A 16,786-nucleotide genomic window follows, 5' to 3' on the forward strand; every position below is an offset into this window, starting at 1 on the left:
TCTTCCTAAGACCATCTTAAGTCCCACTTTCATTTTAGAAAATTAGGATAATAAAAAAGGGCCTTGCGGCCCTTTTAGATTCTGTTCAGAAATTACTCTTCTGTCTCTTGGCCGCTGCGGTTCAAAAGGAATTGGACAAGCATTGAGACAGGACGGCCCGTTGAGCCTTTCGCTGCGCCTGATTTCCACGCGGTACCTGCGATATCGACGTGTGCCCAGTTATACTTCTTCGCGAACTTAGATAAGAAGCAACCCGCAGTAATTGTGCCACCAGGGCGACCACCAATGTTTGCCATATCCGCAAACGGGCTCTTCAACTGTTCGTGGTACTCGTCTGCCATTGGTAGACGCCATGCACGGTCACTCGCTTGCTCAGAAGCGTTTACTAGCTCATGAGAAAGAGGGTTGTGGTTAGAGATTACACCGCTGATATGGTGGCCTAGTGCGATAACACAAGCACCAGTTAGCGTTGCAACGTCAACCACGCAGTCTGGTTCGAAACGCTCTACGTAAGTCAGTGCGTCACAAAGAACAAGACGGCCTTCAGCATCCGTGTTCAGAACTTCTACAGTTTGACCAGACATGGTCGTTAGGATGTCACCTGGACGGTAAGCGTTGCTGCCAGGCATGTTTTCACAGCCCGCTAGAACACCAATAACGTTGATTGGTAGGTTTAGCTTCGCTAGCGCTTTCATTGTACCGAATACCGATGCCGCACCACACATGTCGTACTTCATCTCATCCATACCTTCGCCCGGCTTTAGAGAGATACCGCCTGAATCGAAGGTTAGACCTTTACCTACGAGCACAATCGGTTTTGCATCTGAGTCAGGGTTACCTTTGTACTCGATGATAGACATCATAGATTCGTTTTTAGAACCACGGCCTACTGCTAGGTAAGAGGTCATACCCAGTTTTTCCATCTCTTGCTCACCAATAATTTTGGTGGTTACGGTTTCGTAATCGTCCGCTAGACGACGAGCTTGAGAAGCAAGGTAAGCTGGATTAGCTACGTTTGGCGGCATGTTGCCAAGGTCTTTTGAGGCTTTGACACCTGATGCGATAGCAAGACCATGAGTGATTGCTTTTTCACCCAAGTTCAATTCACGACGCGTTGGTACGTTGAAAACAAGCTTGCGCAGTGGGCGGCGAGTCTCAGGTTTCACGCTCTTGAATTGATTAAATGTGTATAGACCATCTTTAGTCGCTTCTACAGCCTGGCGCACTTTCCAGTATGTATCACGACCCTTAACATGCAGTTCAGTTAGGAAACATACCGCTTCCATTGAGCCTGTCTCGTTAAGTGTGCTGATCGTCTTTTGAATGATTTCCTTGTACTGGCGCTCGCCAAGTTCACGCTCTTTGCCGCAACCGACAAGTAAAACGCGCTCTGACAAAACACCTGGTACTTGATGCAGTAGCAGCATCTGACCAGGTTTACCCTCTAGATCACCACGGCGAAGTAGTGAACTGATGTAACCGTCACTGATTTTATCAAGTTGTTCGGCTACTGGAGAAAGGCGACGTGGTTCAAACACACCAACAACGATACATGCGCTACGTTGTTTCTCTGGACTGCCACTTTTTACACTGAACTCCATGCGTACTCCTACATCCTGAAGACAAATTGCTCTAAATGTTAGATAATGATCGCTTACTTGTTGAATTTTAGCTCCAGGCTTACATGCAGAGCTGATTAAGCGACTAACATCTAGTTTATAATTTTTAAAAAAATAAATGGTTCAACGGGAAACTATAGTGATTCGACCAAAAAAACAAGTTTTGTATAGGTAATTTCAGCGTGATTATTGTTAGATATTTGATCCGCGAAACACTCAAGAGCCAATTTGCGATTTTTTTCGTACTTTTTTTGGTGTTTGTAAGCCAGAAATTCATAAGTGTTCTTGCTGATGCTTCTGATGGGGATATTCCTGCTGGATTGATTTTCTCGATTGTTGGTTTGAACATGCCAGCAATGGGTCTGTTAATGCTGCCTTTAAGTCTGTATATCGGCATATTGATCACATTTGGTCGTCTGTATGCAGAGAGCGAAATTGTCGTAATGAACGCGACAGGTATTGGTAATAAATTCTTGGTTCAAGCGGCCTTATACCTAGCGTTGATTACTTCAGCGGTGGCGGCTTTCAATGCGTTGTGGCTATCGCCGTGGTCTCAAGACCGCGTTGAACAGCTTTATGAGCAGGTAGCGTCAGAAAACAGCGTTGACCTACTTAAAAAAGGTCAGTTCCAAGGTACACCAGACGGTTCATCGGTTGTGTTCATCGATGACATTAAAGACAATACCTTGAGCAACGTTTTTGTTGCGCAGATGCGCCCTCGAGATTCAGTGTTACCGAGTGTGATGTTCTCATCTTCTGGTGAAGTAAAAGAGCTTTCGGACGGTCGTCAGATCATCACTATGAAAGAAGGTACGCGTTATGAAGGTGTGCCTACTCGCGTTGAATATATGATCACGAAATTCGATGAATACGAAGGTGTTATCGGCCAACGTGAGGTCAAAAAGAAAGGGCGAGACTGGGAAGCATACCCAACGGTTGACTTGATAGGTCACCCAGATCCAGAGGCGCAAGCGGAGCTACAATGGCGAATTTCGTTATTTGTGTGTATTCCACTCTTAACAATGCTCGTTATTCCTTTGTCTGCGGTGAATCCGCGTCAGGGACGGTTTGCCAAAATGGGGCCTGCGATTCTGATCTACCTAGCGTATTTCTTGGCGATCAGTGCAACCAAATCTGCATTAGAAGATGGTGACATCCCGGCTGCTATTGGTATGTGGCCAATCAATGCGATGTTGCTGATTGTTGCTATCATGACGAATATGATGGACAGCGTTGCTGCTAGACGAATAAAAGACAAATTCCGCAAGAAGAGGCTCGCGTAAGCTGTGTTCAAAATCTTAGACCTTTACATCGGTAGAACCATCATCTCTACCACTGCCTTGGTTTTAGCGACGTTTGTTGGCTTATCGGGCATCATCAAATATGTAGAACAGCTACGTAAAGTAGGGCGAGGTGTGTACGACCTCACTCATGCGTTGTACTTTGTGTTACTCAGTGTGCCGCGTGATATCGAAATGTTCTTTCCAATGGCGGCATTACTCGGTGCCCTGATCGGCTTAGGTATGTTGGCTTCAAGCTCTGAGCTGGTGGTGATGCAAGCTGCTGGTTTCTCTAAGCTGGATATCGGGTTATCGGTACTAAAAACGGCCGTCCCGCTCATGATTGTCGTTATGGCGTTAGGTCAATGGGGCGCTCCTGAGGCCCAGAAGATGGCCCGTGACTTACGTGCGTTTGCGATATCAGGTGGTAGCATTGTGTCTGTGCGCTCAGGTGTGTGGGCTCGTGACGCAAACGACTTTATCTTTATCGGTAAAGTCGAAGACGACAAGCTTTATGCTTTAAATATGTGGCGTTTTGATGATGATAAGAATCTACAAAAAGTTATTTTCGCCGAAGAAGTCGACTACCAACAAGATAACAACTGGCTGATGCGCTACGTACAAATTACGGACATGGAAAATGAAAACGTAATTTCAAAGCAAGACATCGAACAGATGGAGTGGCACACCTCTTTGGCACCAGATAAGCTAGCTGTGGTGACCGTGAAGCCAGAAGAACTGTCACTGAGCGGTTTGTATGATTATGTGACTTACCTAAAAGCATCGGAACAAGATGCATCTCGCTATGAGTTGGCGTTTTGGCGTAAGTTGACTCAGCCGCTTTCAATTGCTGTGATGATGTTAATGGCGCTATCTTTTGTTTTCGGTCCACTCAGAAGCGTGACCATGGGGGCAAGGGTATTGTCGGGCGTGGTTGCCGGGTTTACTTTTTACATATCCAGTGAGTTCTTTGGCCCATTAAGCTTGGTGTATGGCATATCCCCAGTGTTTGGTGCTTTGGCCCCGAGTTTGGTGTTCTTAGCTATTGCGATTGCATTGCTACGAAGAAAGCTATAACTGAAGCATCATCGAATAAACCAAGTTTTACCGAACCAAATGTAAAAGGAAGGCATTACGCCTTCCTTTTTTGTGTTCCTAGACAAGTTAGTTTGCCTTGGGTAATACAACTACCTCTGTTTTGGCCCAAATGTCGTGGAAACCACGTTTCTTCGGATCAATCGGTACAGTCAGATTTGCCAAGCCAAAGCCAGATGTCGAAATACGAATCAGAGCTTGAGTTACCGTAATTGGTGCTCCGTCTTTGGCATTGCGAACTCGAAGCTTCCAAGCGCGCATCCCAAGAGTTTGTCCTGCTCGCGTCCAGAAGAACACAAAGAAATATATCCACACACCCGCAAGATAAAGTGTAAATAGAGGGCTCAATACAGGGTGCTTTCCGAGCATATCTGCGGCATCAGCGTACTCGCCATAGCTCAACAATCCTGCTGCATTTAGTGCAAACACAACGGCCATAACAATACCAGCGGCCATCATTTCAATTGCGATAATAATCAATGTGTCGTAAATCAACGCTGCAAGTCGACGAAAGAGACCTGCAGGTGGAAGAGTTGTAGACGTTGTCATTATTCCATCACTTACCTTAAAAATTGTGCGTCAGAATATAGATTCCCTCACCAAGAGAAAAGAGACCTAACGCACAGAGTCTTTAATTGTGTATAAACGAAGAGACTTTTCTGCCTTACGTTATCAGCACATGTCATGATACACGAGGCCGTGCAGCAATATGTTTCAACTGAATTCGACTCTCTTAACCATTGGCTTTTTGGTCTGTGACCAGATTAGATAGCTGAGAGAGTTGGTGTTTCTCATCTTCGGTATAATGTTGGCTTAATGAAAGCTCTAAAGCTTTTTCTGACAGCTTGATTGCTGGTGACAAAAATAACTTAGGGTGCATACTAGAGAGAGCTAGCAAGGCCTTTTGTAGGCGAATCTGTATTTGGAGTTGCGCTGCACCATCGTGTGCTATCGGCAAAAAGACATCATCAAACAAATCCTGGCAGCTCAATGCGGGCACAAATAGTCTAGGATATCGAGTTTTGGTAGGCGGCTCACTGAGCAGGTCTCCCCATAATGAAAGTGCTCGTACAGAACGCCCAAGAACGTCAATCGCGGTGCCATTATCATTTACAGCCGGAGATAGTGCTCGTGAGGCGATTTCCGCCATAACGACTAAACCAAAGCGAGGGTCCTGATCATATGAACGCTCCGTTCGAATCGTGAAGGCTGCCGTTACTTCGCTTTCGTCTGGCAATTCTCCACAAACCCAAGCCAATGGTTGACCTACGTACACAAAACTTCCCGGTTGTCGCTCAAGGTAGATGGTGCATTGGTTTGCTTCAGCAATACTATCGAGATGATGCATATCAACATGCTGTAAGTAGCCAATTTCTTGGCTCAAAATAGGTTTACTTCCTCTGGGTTTATGTTCTGGGTGGCTCCACGGGTGAGCACCTAGCCAACGCTCTTTGCCCCGTTTTCTTATCGCATCTAACAAGGCTTGCTCCACGTATGAAGTGGTTTCACTGACCCTTCCTAGTACGGAAAGGTGCTGAATCCAACGTAGCAGAGTGAGTATGATCATCACGATTACGGCGATAGTCACGATGAATAGATAAATTTGTGCTTGTTGATGATAGGCCCCAATACCTAGCGCGATAATTCCTACCAAACTAAATAGAAAAGAGCCAAGAAAGGTTGCTAAGGCATTTTGTGTTGTGCTGTCTTCCATCAACAGTTTTGTCGCTCGCGGCGTTACCCCTGCACTAGCGGCACTGTACGCTGAGACCATAATATTGAGAGAGAATGTAGTCACTGCAAGCATGGAGGTTGCGAGGATATTTAATATGTTGTTCAACAAATCCTTGCTGACGTTGATGGCAGGGGGCAGAGTAATGAACTGGTTTAAAACAATCGACATTAAGGCGGTAGCAACAGCTAGTAATGCGTAGAGTGACGTCCGGACCCACAGTTTTCGTGTCATCTGTTTCAGTAACCACTGCCATTTTGACCCAGTCATTCTTTGCTCCTATTCAGTTCTCACTAGAAAGTCGATAGAAAATTCAGAAAGTTATTCTTGCTTAAGCATAGGTTAAATGCCCGTCGTTCTGCTTGATATTTCATGCATCACGAAAGTAAGAAAGCTGCTTGCTTCAAAGAATGGTGCTCTTGAGGTGTGAATTACCACGATTCTGTTACCTTAATTGATAGATGAATTAAAAGTATGTGATTGAAAAGAGGTAGCGCATGATTGTAATTACAGGTGCAAGTAGCGGCTTAGGTGCGGAACTAGCAAAGCGTTATGATGCGGAAGGCAAAGAGACGTATGTAATAGGAAGAAATACAGAAAAACTATCCGCACTAGCAAAACAACTCTCTCATAACGTTGGTTATCAAGCTTGCAACCTCTCATCGCACCAAAATGTGAAACAGCTCTTTGATGGGGTGAAACAGTCCCCTGAAATGGTCATTCATAGTGCGGGAAGTGGTTATTTTGGCTTACTGGAAGAGCAGGAGCCGAAAGAGATTCAAAAGTTGATTGATAACAACCTGAATTCTGCGATTCATGTGCTAAGAGAGTTAGTAAAGCGTTACAAAGATCATCCAATAAAAGTGGTCATGATCATGTCCACAGCCGCGCAACAACCTAAAGCGCAAGAGTCTACGTATTGTGCAGTGAAATGGGCCATCAAAGGATTAATTGAGTCGGTTCGTTTGGAGCTAAAAGGAAAACCTATGAAAATTATCGCGGTTTATCCTGGTGGAATGGATACGGAATTCTGGAAAACAAGCGGCAATACGATGGACACGAGTCACTTCATGCAAGCAGAAGATGCCGCAGAGATGCTCCATAATGCGTTGTCGAGCATTGGGAATGGTTATGTTTCTGATATTACAGTGAATAGAACTTAAAAAGAGTTTCGTATACTCATTTTCATCTGGAAGAGTAGTAGAAAATGGAGCGTACGTTTCTTATGAGTACAGCTTTGTCACACTTTGTGGCGAAATTATCAGCAAACGATAGTTATTTAAGGTATTTCTGCTTGCGCAGGTCAAAAGCTTACGTATAATGCCAACCATCAAAGGGCAATAGCCCAAAGATGCCGGTGTGGTGAAATTGGTATACACGACGGATTCAAAATCCGTTGCCTTCGGGCGTGGCGGTTCAAGTCCGCCCACCGGTACCATACATAGAAAGGTCGCTTTTATAGCGGCCTTTCGTCGTTTTAGGTGTTCGTAAATATCAAAAGAAAGTTAGCGTTGCCTTCGCGGTGGCGGCAGGAATGCCAGTCCAATCAACTCCGTCCACCGGTACCATATTTTAAGACAGAGCCTCGATGAAAGTCGGGGCTTTGTTGTATCTGGATCTTCAAAACAAAAAAGCGCGAGGGGTATGCCTCGCGCAAACTACTACATGGTGATAGTAGGAACAGCCTATAGAGCTGTGAACAAGGTATTCTGAGTGTTCGGAGTCCAGTCTGCTTGGGACACGTGCGGTACATCAACTAGATAACGCAAACCTTGATAAGTCACCACATCACCTTGTTTATAGGAAACATTCTGAGTCCAGTTAGTGGCTGGGTCCGCATTTGTCCAGAGGCTAGAGGTTGGAGACGGTGCCCAATCTTGTTGTGCAGTATGGTTTGTTACAGCCTGGTATACAGTACCTAGGTGTAAGACGTAATCGCCAGCGTCGTAGTTATGACCAACTTGCCAGTTCGGTGTGTAGTTATCCATTGTGTCGAAGTCATAACCCGCTTGTTTTGCTAACTGTATAAACTTAGCGAGCTTAGGTAAGTTTTGCGTTGCACCCATGCCACGCTTACCATCTTCAAATAGGAACTCGTGAGTTAATACGATAACTTTATCGGCGTGTAAAGGTGTACCACATGGGAACTCTTGAGCTTTGGAGTTGATCGGGTTAATCGTTGTTGGTGCACAAGTGTTTAACGCGGAATCCACATATCCAAGAAATGCTTCTGCTTCTGTAAGGCTGTTTGCTGGCATTTCAATGCCCCAATTTTCAGGTGCCCAGTCCACATCCCAACCGTGAGTTTGATAGCCGTTATTCGCTAGGATATTTTGAACCTCGATAGCTGCTTTTACACTGTTGGATGGGTTGGATGTATCGCATACATATCCTGGTTCCCAAGGTTTCAGGCCATCAGACGTGGCACATAACCCATCTGCTTTGAAGTCTTTCGTCACTCGCCAACCGTTGGTGTAGGGCAGTCTAGCAAACTCTGTTGCCTTGTAGTTCGGGTAGCTTGTAATGTTCGGCAAATACTTTGCTAACACAGATAAGTTTTCCGTAAACATTGAGGCATCGTAAACAGGATCTTGATACGAGTTAAGCTGGTGGTCCCCGGTCGCATTACACTCCGCAGCACTGTTCGGTCCAAAATCATCCACGCAGTTGTGCACCATGTGATCGTAACTGTGGTTCGCAACAATATGACCAGTGTCTAATGCGAGCTTTAAGGCTTCTAGGGAACGGTCTTCATTCTCATCACCAATTCCATCTAAATGCCAAGCATTAAAGTAAAACGTCGCTTTGATATCTTCCTGGTTAAGTACTTGAATAACGTCAATAGATGCATTGATTGGTCCATCATCAAACGTTAGATAAATGGTGCCTTTAGAGTCGGTTTGAGCAAATGAGTGTTGTGATAGTGCGGCACTTACAAGCGCTGCAATAGCCAATTTATTAAATTTCATTCTCTATTCCTTTTAAGAAATTAATAACGACGTTGTCAGTAGTAAAATATTGATAATTTGAAACTTAATGTGATGTCTTAAATTATTTTATGACTTTTATCCTAGACCTAAATAATTACAAAAAAATAGGTAGTATTTTCTAAATTGGGATTGTGTTCACGAATAATGCAACCGGTTGCGCTTTTTTGTCTTGGTTATTTTTGCTACAGTTTTTACTGGTTGAAATTTACACAACGGGAGTAAGGCTATGAAAAAGATCCTTTTATGCTGTAGCGCAGGGATGTCCACCAGTATGCTTGTTAAGAAAATGGAGCAAGCTGCTGAAAATAAAGGAATTGAGTGCAAAATTGATGCAATGTCAGTGAATGCGTTTGAAGATGCAATTAAAGAGTACGATGTTTGTCTTCTCGGGCCTCAAGTACGTTTTCAGCTAGAAGAGCTAAGAAAAACGGCGCAAGAGCATGGTAAAAACATTGATGCTATTTCTCCTCAGCATTATGGAATGATGAAGGGAGAAGAAGTACTAGAGCAAGCATTAGAATTAATTAACTAAACTATAGTTTTAAATTAAAAAGATAACTGTACATCAAATATAAATATTTGATGCGGGATTCTTTTGCCTAAAATAAGGATGGATTCTATGAAGCTTTATGACGCAATTATAGGCGCAGTCGAAAAGCATATAGCCCCTATAGCAGCTAAAGTGGGGAATCAGCCCCATGTTCGCGCAATGAGAGACGGTTTTATTGTCGCAATGCCGTTTATTATTGTCGGTAGTTTCATTTTGATTTTTGCATTCCCCCCATTTGCCGAAGATACAACCTTTACTTTTGGTCGAATTTGGCTCGATTTCGCCACTACACATTTTGATACCATAATGATGCCCTACAACATGTCGATGGGGATCATGACCATTTTTGTTTCGCTGGGCGTTGCTTATAGTTTAGCGAAGGCTTACAAGATGGATGGGATCACGAGTGCTGTATTGTCACTAATGTCTTTTTTACTCATTGCGGCCCCAGCTAAAGATGGCGCGTTGTCTATGTCTCACATGGGCGGAACCGGGATCTTCACCGCAGTGATGTGTGCATTTTTCTCGGTGGAGCTCTACCGTTTTATGAAAAAGCACAATATTACGATTCGCATGCCAGAGCAGGTGCCACCGGCGATTGCGCGATCATTTGAAGTATTGCTACCAGTCTTAGCGATATTCATTACCTTATATCCACTTAGCCTTTTCGTACAAACCCAGTACGACATGCTGATTCCAGATGCTGTTATGGCTATCTTTAAACCGCTAATTAGTGCGTCTAACTCATTGCCTGCCATTATTGGCGCTTTATTGCTTTGCCAGCTACTTTGGTTTGCGGGTATTCATGGTGCTGCAATTGTTGTTGGACTGCTTTCTCCAATCTTTTTGACCAACATTGGTGCCAACATTGAAGCCTTTGTTGCAGGTGAACCGATTCCAAACGTATTTACTCAACCGTTCTGGGATTTTTACATCTTTATTGGCGGCTCTGGTGCAACACTTGCTCTTGTTATGCTGATGTCGTTTAGCCGTTCTGTTCACCTTAAGAGCATTGGTCGAATGAGTGCGGTGCCTGGCTTTTTCCAAATCAACGAACCTGTGATCTTCGGTAGCCCAGTTGTGATGAACCCGACCTTGTTTATCCCGTTCGTCTTCGCTCCAGTCATCAACGCTACGATTGCGTATTTTGCTGTGCATGTCGGCTTTGTGGGTATGGGTGTCGCTACAACACCTTGGACAACACCGGCACTGATAGGTGCTTCGTGGGGTAGCGGTTGGACCTTTGCGCCAGTATTGCTCGTCATTGGCTTATTAATTCTTGATCTAATCATCTACTTCCCATTCTTCAAAATGTTTGAGAAGCAAATGTTGGAGCAAGAACTACCAACGACGAAGGAAACTAAAGGTGACACGCACCCGTCAGGCGAAGGCGTTACTGCTTAACTGTGCTTAATGGGCCGCAATTACCGCGGCCCGATTTTCGGAGAGAAAATGATGGAACAAGAATTGGTTGTAATGGAGATCATTTGCAATGCTGGTGAAGCCAGAAGTTTAAGCTACGAGGCATTACGTTTATCTCGAGAGCAAGATTTTGAAGCGGCTGACGAGAAGCTCTCTCAAGCAAGAGAGTGCATTAATAAAGCCCACTTAATACAGACTCAGCTTATTGAAGAAGATCAGGGAGAAGGGAAAGTCCCGATGACGTTAGTGATGGTGCATGCTCAAGATCACCTGATGACTACGATTTTGGCTCAAGAGATGGCTGTAGAAATCGTCGCACTGAACAAAAAAATCTCGAACAAGTAAAGGGGGATGAAAATGTCTAGAGAGGCGATCAAACTTGCCATTATTGGCGGTGGTAGTAGCTATACCCCGGAATTGGTTGAAGGGGTTATTAAGCGCTTAGAATATTTACCCGTTAAGAAAATCCATTTTGTGGACATTGAGTCAGGAGCTGAGAAGCTTGAGATCATCAAAGGATTGGCTCAGCGAATGGTCGATAAAGCCGGAGCAAAAATTGAGATAAAAGCCGGTTTCGATCGCCGTGCTGCGATAAAAGATGCGGATTTTGTGATGACGCAGTTTCGTGTTGGTGGCCTTGCTGCTCGCGCTAATGATGAGCGAATCCCAATCAAGTACGACGTCATCGGCCAAGAAACAACGGGCCCTGGTGGTTTTGCTAAAGCACTGCGAACCATTCCGGTCATTCTTGATATCTGTAAAGACATTGAAGAGTTGGCTCCAAACGCATGGATGCTCAATTTCACCAACCCAGCGGGTTTAGTTTCCGAAGCGGTCAGTAAGTACACCAAAGTAAAGAGTATTGGTTTATGCAATGTGCCCGTTTCAATGGAAATGATGATTGCAGAAATGATGGAGTGCGAGCCAAAAGAGCTACAGCTTGAGTTTGCTGGGTTAAACCATCTCGTGTGGGTACACAAAGCATGGCTCAATGGGGAAGATATTACTCAAACGGTATTAGAGAAAGTCGGTGATGGTGCCAACTTCAGTATGAAGAATATCTGGGAAGAGCCGTGGGATCCGGCATTTCTAAAAGCACTGGGGGCGATACCATGTCCTTATCATCGTTACTTCTACCAAACTGATGCCATGCTTGCTGAAGAGAAACAAAGTGCCGATGAAAAAGGCACTCGTGCTGAGCAGGTAATGGAAACAGAAAATGCGCTGTTTAAGCTCTATCAAGATCCTACCCTCGATCATAAGCCGAAAGAGTTAGAGGAGCGGGGTGGTGCTTATTATTCTGATGCATCACTGAACCTAGTTGATTCAATTTATAACAATCGTAATAGTATTCATGTTGTTAACGTTTTAAATAATGGAGCGATCAACGGCCTACCTGACGATGCTGTGATTGAATGTAGTGCGGTGATTGGTAACTGGGGGGCGAAACCTCTTGCGGTTGGCGAGTTGTCAAACAATATCAAAGGATTACTCCATCAAGTTAAAGCGTATGAGCAGCTAACAATAGAAGCTGCTGTCGAAGGCAATTATGACAAGGCGCTTATGGCATTAACCAATAACCCATTGGTGCCTGACATTGGCCGCGCCAAGTCAATCCTGGATGATATCCTAGCGGTGAACGCTCCGTATTTACCTCAATTTAAACTAACGACGTTGTAGTACTAAGGAAGGACGCCAATGAAAGTCATTTTTAATGCTGATGATTTTGGTTTAACGAGAGGTGTAAATAACGGCATCGTTAAAGCTCATCAGCAAGGTGTGGTTCATTCAACCACCATGATGGTGGGTATGGATGCTGAGCAACATGCCTTAGAACTAGCTCGCCATAATCCAGGCTTGAAAGTTGGCGTTCATCTTAGGTTTACAGCAGGTGTGCCTATAACGAAGCATCCTAACTTGACCAACGGCCGAGCGCACTTTATCAACTATGACGAACTTTGGAGTAAGCAGGACTTCGAAACTCAGGTCGTTTATGATGAAGCAAAAGCTCAGGTGGAACATTTTTTATCGCTTGGGTTAGAGCTAAGCCACTTAGATAGCCATCATCACGCGCATACTCACCCTCAAATTTTGCCCGTTATTAAAGAAGTAGCGAATGAATACCGAGTGCCACTGCGGGGCACTGGCTTGTGTCAAGAATCGATGACAATCAGGTATATCTTTACTGATGAGTTTTATGATCAAAAAGTGAGCTTGGATGGCTTAATGGCACATCTATTGAGCTTAAAAGCTGACTATGACTTGGTTGAGGTGATGTGCCACCCGGCAGAGGCCGATCAGGCGCTTATCTTAAAGAGTGGTTATGCGCTTCAGCGAGAGCTAGAGTTACAAGTTCTTACCTCTCCCATTTTAAAAGAACAGTTAGCTCATCATGGTATAACTGTCACGGATTACTCTGAGCTTGTTTCTACCAATCAAATGGTCAGTGTATGATTAAAGGCTGCCAGCTTCGCCCCCTATAGCACCTTACGAATTGCTGGCAGCCGTTCTATACAAACGAATATTTAATAACAATTGCAGTTGGACCCAATAGCATTATGGCAAGGATTAAAGATGTAGCCGAACTCGCCGGTGTAAATCGCTCTACCGTTTCTCGAATTATTAATGGAGAGGGGAAATTTCGCGAGGAAACTCGAAAAAAAGTAGAGCAAGCTATGGCGCAATTGAATTATCGTCCCAGTGCAATTGCTCGTTCACTCGCAACCTCATCCAGTAATATGGTTGGGTTATTGGTGACTTACTATACGGGGGGCTTCTTTGGCGAGATGATGGAGCAGGTTCAGACCGAGCTGGATATTCATAAGAAGTTTTTGATTACAGCTCAAGGCCATCATTCTGCACAAGGTGAAAAAGAGGCAATTCAGCGTTTTAATGATTTACGTTGTGACGGCTATGTACTTCATAGTCGTTATTTGTCAGATGATGACTTACGTGAATTAGCTAAACAGCCTACACCTTTCGTTCTCCTGGATCGCTACGTGGAAGGAATAGAAGAGCGTTGTGTTACCTTTAACCATCATCATGCAAGCCGTATTGCCGTTGAGCACCTTTTAGCTGGTGGTCATCGAAAGATTGCTTGTATTGCCGGTCCATCCCAACGTCATAACAGTGTATTGAGAAAGCTTGGGTATATTGATGCAATGAAGGATGCTGGTATAGATATTGATGAAAGCTGGTGTGAAGAAGGGAATTATGGTCGGCAAAGTGGTTATGATGCAATGGCTGCAATTTTACAACGACACCCTGATGTGACGGCTGTCTTTTCGTGCAGTGAAGAAATGACGGTTGGCGCAATGCAGTACTTACACGAGCACAGTATTTCTGTACCAGAGCAAATCTCATTAACTAGCTTTGACAGTGTTGATCTTTGTGAAAGTCTTTACCCTACAGTATCAGCAGTGCACTTTCCTATCAGTGACATGGCCCGTGTAGCGGTACAAACGTTAATGGGGCTAGTCAAAGATCAAGAAGTAATAGACAAGCCAGTGTTCGAGGCCAAGCTTAAAATACGCAAAGCAGATCGCTCCTTAAAGTAGCTTACTTCTATCTAATTAAGTGAGTCGCTTAGAAATAACGGTTTGATGTTTTGATAGTTACTGATGAATTTATTCACAAAATTTACTAGTATTCTAACTCTCTTAAGAAATATAAATCAGTAGTGAATAAGTGGCAGCCATTAAACTAACGGTCGATCGTATTCAACCCGGATTACATATCCGTCTTCCGCTAAAGTGGAACGATCACCCCTTTCTACTCAATAGCTTTAAGATTAAAGACCAAGAGCAAGTCGAGATGATCCGCCACCTCGGCGTAAAGTTCGTTTACTTTAATCCAGAGCAAAGCGATGCCGTTCCACTCCCTGTTGATCAAAGACAAGCTGACAGAGTAACAAATGAAGCGTCGTTAGATCATGAAACTCAAAAAATGTGGCAAGAAAAACAGAACCGCATAGAAAAGTTAAGTGCATACCGTCGACGCGTGATTCAGTGTGAAAAAGAGTTTGAGCGCTCTCTGGCACGTATGCGTTCAGTCATGACTAAAATCCGTAACCGTCCGACAGCAGCAGTTGATGAAGCAAAGCTTCTTATTGAAGATATCGTCGAGAAGTTAATGTGCGATGATAATGTTACGTTACACCTGATGAACGGAAAAAATGAGTTTGAAGATATTTATTTCCACTCATTGAACGTGGCTGTTATCTCGATGATGATTGGCCGTGCTAAAGGGTACTCAGCAGCACAGTTGAAAGAGCTTTCCTTCTCCGCACTATTCCATGATATCGGGAAAATAAAAATCCCGACTGCAATATTAAGAAAGCAACTACCTCTAACAGAGCCAGAAACCAACTACTTAAAGTTGCACACTAAATATGGCGTCGATCTTGCGAGTCAAATCGAGGCTTTTCCCGAAGTCGCGAGAATTGTGATTGCGCAGCACCATGAGCTAAGAGATGGGTCTGGTTATCCTAAAGGCCTGAAAGGAGATGAGATCAACGAGTTTGCTCAAATTATTGCTGTAGCCAATGCGTTTGATAACTTGTGTCATACACCGATAGTCTCAGATCAAAAGATTCCTTATACCGCACTCTCTCATTTATATAAGAACTGTAAACACCTATATAAAGAAGAGAACCTGAACATCCTAATTAAGTTTATGGGCGTGTTTCCTCCGGGTACCGTAGTTCAGCTTTCTAATAATATGGTCGGCCTGGTTATCTCAGTGAATGCATCGCATCTATTATTCCCGAATGTCTTGGTTTACGATCCATCAGTACCAAGGACGCAAGCGCCAATCATTGATCTTGCCTCAAAAGATATAAAGATAGTTAACGCGATTCATCCGTCAAAATTACCGGATAAAGTAAAAGAGTATCTAAATCCGCGTTCGCGTATTTCTTATTTCTTTGATAGTGATGAGTAGTTATCCACAGCTTTTTGTGGGTAAATTGTATAAATCCTGAGTGTTATTTCTGGGTAATTTTAGGGTTGGATGGAAAGTATCCATTTGGCATGTTTTTTTAGAAAAAATGCACTTTTAGTATTGCCAAAGAAAATCTTCTCCCTATAATGCGCATCCATCGACACGGCAGACGCCACAAGGCTTTAGCAGGGTCGAAGAGGTAAAAAGCTTCTACAAAAAATTAGTTTAAAAAAGTGTTTGACACTAACGACTAAATCGCTAGAATGCACCTCCGCTTTGAGATAAAAACTTCTCGCAAAGCAAGCTCTTTAACAATATAGACCTATCAATCTGTGTGGGCACTCGTTGATGATAATCCAAATAGTTTCTTCGGAAACAATTTAGGTTTCAATGATACGAAGTGACCATTCGAATTGGGAAGCAGCCTTGAGCTGTTTTGTTTTACTTTTTCAAAAGTAAAAACCAATAAGAGCACAGTCAATTCAAACATTACTTCTGCTATTTATTAGCGAAAGGAATGTTCAGTATTCATTGAGCCGAACAAAATCTTAAATTGAAGAGTTTGATCATGGCTCAGATTGAACGCTGGCGGCAGGCCTAACACATGCAAGTCGAGCGGAAACGAGTTATCTGAACCTTCGGGGAACGATAACGGCGTCGAGCGGCGGACGGGTGAGTAATGCCTAGGAAATTGCCCTGATGTGGGGGATAACCATTGGAAACGATGGCTAATACCGCATGATGCCTACGGGCCAAAGAGGGGGACCTTCGGGCCTCTCGCGTCAGGATATGCCTAGGTGGGATTAGCTAGTTGGTGAGGTAAGGGCTCACCAAGGCGACGATCCCTAGCTGGTCTGAGAGGATGATCAGCCACACTGGAACTGAGACACGGTCCAGACTCCTACGGGAGGCAGCAGTGGGGAATATTGCACAATGGGCGCAAGCCTGATGCAGCCATGCCGCGTGTGTGAAGAAGGCCTTCGGGTTGTAAAGCACTTTCAGTCGTGAGGAAGGTAGTGTAGTTAATAGCTGCATTATTTGACGTTAGCGACAGAAGAAGCACCGGCTAACTCCGTGCCAGCAGCCGCGGTAATACGGAGGGTGCGAGCGTTAATCGGAATTACTGGGCGTAAAGCGCATGCAGGTGGTTTGTTAAG

14 protein-coding genes, 1 tRNA gene and 1 rRNA gene are annotated in these 16,786 nt (G+C 44.2%); 12 read left to right on the forward strand and 4 right to left on the reverse strand.

All coding sequences use genetic code 11. The features are described from left to right. Window positions 1–92: 92 nt before the first annotated feature. A complete protein-coding gene (gene pepA / locus NL626_RS20540) occupies window positions 93–1,601 on the reverse strand; it encodes a leucyl aminopeptidase (protein WP_005381073.1) in 1,509 nt (502 codons plus the stop codon). A gap of 200 nt (window positions 1,602–1,801) precedes the next feature. Between pepA and lptF the strand changes: the two genes are divergently transcribed. Beyond that, window positions 1,802–2,902, forward strand: coding sequence for an LPS export ABC transporter permease LptF (gene lptF / locus NL626_RS20545; protein WP_253657691.1), 1,101 nt, complete (start codon window positions 1,802–1,804; stop codon window positions 2,900–2,902). Window positions 2,903–2,905: 3 nt separating this feature from the next. Beyond that, complete coding sequence (lptG, locus tag NL626_RS20550) at window positions 2,906–3,976, forward strand: LPS export ABC transporter permease LptG (RefSeq protein ID WP_005381071.1); 1,071 nt, start codon at window positions 2,906–2,908, stop codon at window positions 3,974–3,976. Window positions 3,977–4,063: 87 nt separating this feature from the next. On the opposite strand, the gene NL626_RS20555 is transcribed toward lptG, so the two are convergent. Beyond that, a complete protein-coding gene (locus NL626_RS20555; protein ID WP_005381070.1) occupies window positions 4,064–4,543 on the reverse strand; it encodes an RDD family protein in 480 nt (159 codons plus the stop codon). A gap of 184 nt (window positions 4,544–4,727) precedes the next feature. Beyond that, window positions 4,728–5,996: a DUF2254 domain-containing protein gene (locus NL626_RS20560; protein WP_005385537.1), complete on the reverse strand. Its 1,269-nt coding sequence runs from the start codon at window positions 5,994–5,996 to the stop codon at window positions 4,728–4,730. A 227-nt stretch (window positions 5,997–6,223) separates the two neighbouring features. Here NL626_RS20560 and NL626_RS20565 point away from each other — a divergent pair, with 227 nt between their 5' ends. Together NL626_RS20565 and NL626_RS20570 are read left to right on the forward strand one after the other, a co-directional pair. After that, window positions 6,224–6,889, forward strand: coding sequence for an SDR family NAD(P)-dependent oxidoreductase (locus tag NL626_RS20565; protein ID WP_253657692.1), 666 nt, complete (start codon window positions 6,224–6,226; stop codon window positions 6,887–6,889). Window positions 6,890–7,079: 190 nt separating this feature from the next. Continuing rightward, a tRNA-Leu gene (locus NL626_RS20570) sits at window positions 7,080–7,164 on the forward strand. Between the two features lie 247 nt (window positions 7,165–7,411). Here the strand turns inward: NL626_RS20570 and NL626_RS20575 are convergent. Continuing rightward, window positions 7,412–8,695 (reverse strand): carbohydrate-binding protein, encoded by a 1,284-nt coding sequence (locus NL626_RS20575; protein ID WP_253657693.1) that lies wholly within the window; start codon window positions 8,693–8,695, stop codon window positions 7,412–7,414. A gap of 247 nt (window positions 8,696–8,942) precedes the next feature. Between NL626_RS20575 and NL626_RS20580 the strand changes: the two genes are divergently transcribed. From NL626_RS20580 to NL626_RS20615, 8 genes are all read left to right on the forward strand, one after another. Next, on the forward strand, window positions 8,943–9,248 hold the full coding sequence (locus NL626_RS20580; protein WP_025767645.1) for a PTS sugar transporter subunit IIB: 306 nt from the start codon (window positions 8,943–8,945) through the stop codon (window positions 9,246–9,248). Between the two features lie 87 nt (window positions 9,249–9,335). Then, a complete protein-coding gene (locus tag NL626_RS20585) occupies window positions 9,336–10,670 on the forward strand; it encodes a PTS sugar transporter subunit IIC (protein ID WP_213872891.1) in 1,335 nt (444 codons plus the stop codon). Window positions 10,671–10,721: 51 nt separating this feature from the next. Next, window positions 10,722–11,033 (forward strand): PTS lactose/cellobiose transporter subunit IIA, encoded by a 312-nt coding sequence (locus tag NL626_RS20590; protein WP_031777269.1) that lies wholly within the window; start codon window positions 10,722–10,724, stop codon window positions 11,031–11,033. 12 nt (window positions 11,034–11,045) lie between these two features. Further along, window positions 11,046–12,368: a 6-phospho-beta-glucosidase gene (locus NL626_RS20595; protein WP_253657694.1), complete on the forward strand. Its 1,323-nt coding sequence runs from the start codon at window positions 11,046–11,048 to the stop codon at window positions 12,366–12,368. Between the two features lie 18 nt (window positions 12,369–12,386). After that, window positions 12,387–13,142 carry a chitin disaccharide deacetylase gene (gene chbG / locus NL626_RS20600; protein ID WP_137282378.1) on the forward strand — a complete coding sequence of 252 codons (756 nt, stop codon included), beginning with the start codon at window positions 12,387–12,389 and terminating at the stop codon, window positions 13,140–13,142. Window positions 13,143–13,246: 104 nt separating this feature from the next. Beyond that, on the forward strand, window positions 13,247–14,245 hold the full coding sequence (locus tag NL626_RS20605; protein ID WP_005381031.1) for a LacI family DNA-binding transcriptional regulator: 999 nt from the start codon (window positions 13,247–13,249) through the stop codon (window positions 14,243–14,245). Between the two features lie 130 nt (window positions 14,246–14,375). After that, on the forward strand, window positions 14,376–15,629 hold the full coding sequence (locus tag NL626_RS20610) for an HD-GYP domain-containing protein (protein ID WP_005381029.1): 1,254 nt from the start codon (window positions 14,376–14,378) through the stop codon (window positions 15,627–15,629). A gap of 550 nt (window positions 15,630–16,179) precedes the next feature. Next, window positions 16,180–16,786, forward strand: a 16S ribosomal RNA gene (locus NL626_RS20615); the annotation flags it as partial.

It is taken from the genome of Vibrio sp. Y58_MX_L22 (assembly GCF_024181865.1).
In the GTDB taxonomy this organism is placed as follows: Bacteria; Pseudomonadota; Gammaproteobacteria; order Enterobacterales; family Vibrionaceae; genus Vibrio; species Vibrio alginolyticus.

Bases quoted from the DNA above. Each gene is read 5' to 3' on its own strand.
- NL626_RS20555 (WP_005381070.1), bottom strand. From the start codon at position 4,543: ATGACAACGTCTACAACTCTTCCACCTGCAGGTCTCTTTCGTCGACTT.
- NL626_RS20605 (WP_005381031.1), top strand. From the start codon at position 13,247: ATGGCAAGGATTAAAGATGTAGCCGAACTCGCCGGTGTAAATCGCTCT.
- NL626_RS20585 (WP_213872891.1), top strand. From the start codon at position 9,336: ATGAAGCTTTATGACGCAATTATAGGCGCAGTCGAAAAGCATATAGCC.
- NL626_RS20560 (WP_005385537.1), bottom strand. From the start codon at position 5,996: ATGACTGGGTCAAAATGGCAGTGGTTACTGAAACAGATGACACGAAAA.
- NL626_RS20575 (WP_253657693.1), bottom strand. From the start codon at position 8,695: ATGAAATTTAATAAATTGGCTATTGCAGCGCTTGTAAGTGCCGCACTA.
- NL626_RS20595 (WP_253657694.1), top strand. From the start codon at position 11,046: ATGTCTAGAGAGGCGATCAAACTTGCCATTATTGGCGGTGGTAGTAGC.
- NL626_RS20565 (WP_253657692.1), top strand. From the start codon at position 6,224: ATGATTGTAATTACAGGTGCAAGTAGCGGCTTAGGTGCGGAACTAGCA.
- pepA (WP_005381073.1), bottom strand. From the start codon at position 1,601: ATGGAGTTCAGTGTAAAAAGTGGCAGTCCAGAGAAACAACGTAGCGCA.
- chbG (WP_137282378.1), top strand. From the start codon at position 12,387: ATGAAAGTCATTTTTAATGCTGATGATTTTGGTTTAACGAGAGGTGTA.
- NL626_RS20580 (WP_025767645.1), top strand. From the start codon at position 8,943: ATGAAAAAGATCCTTTTATGCTGTAGCGCAGGGATGTCCACCAGTATG.
- NL626_RS20590 (WP_031777269.1), top strand. From the start codon at position 10,722: ATGGAACAAGAATTGGTTGTAATGGAGATCATTTGCAATGCTGGTGAA.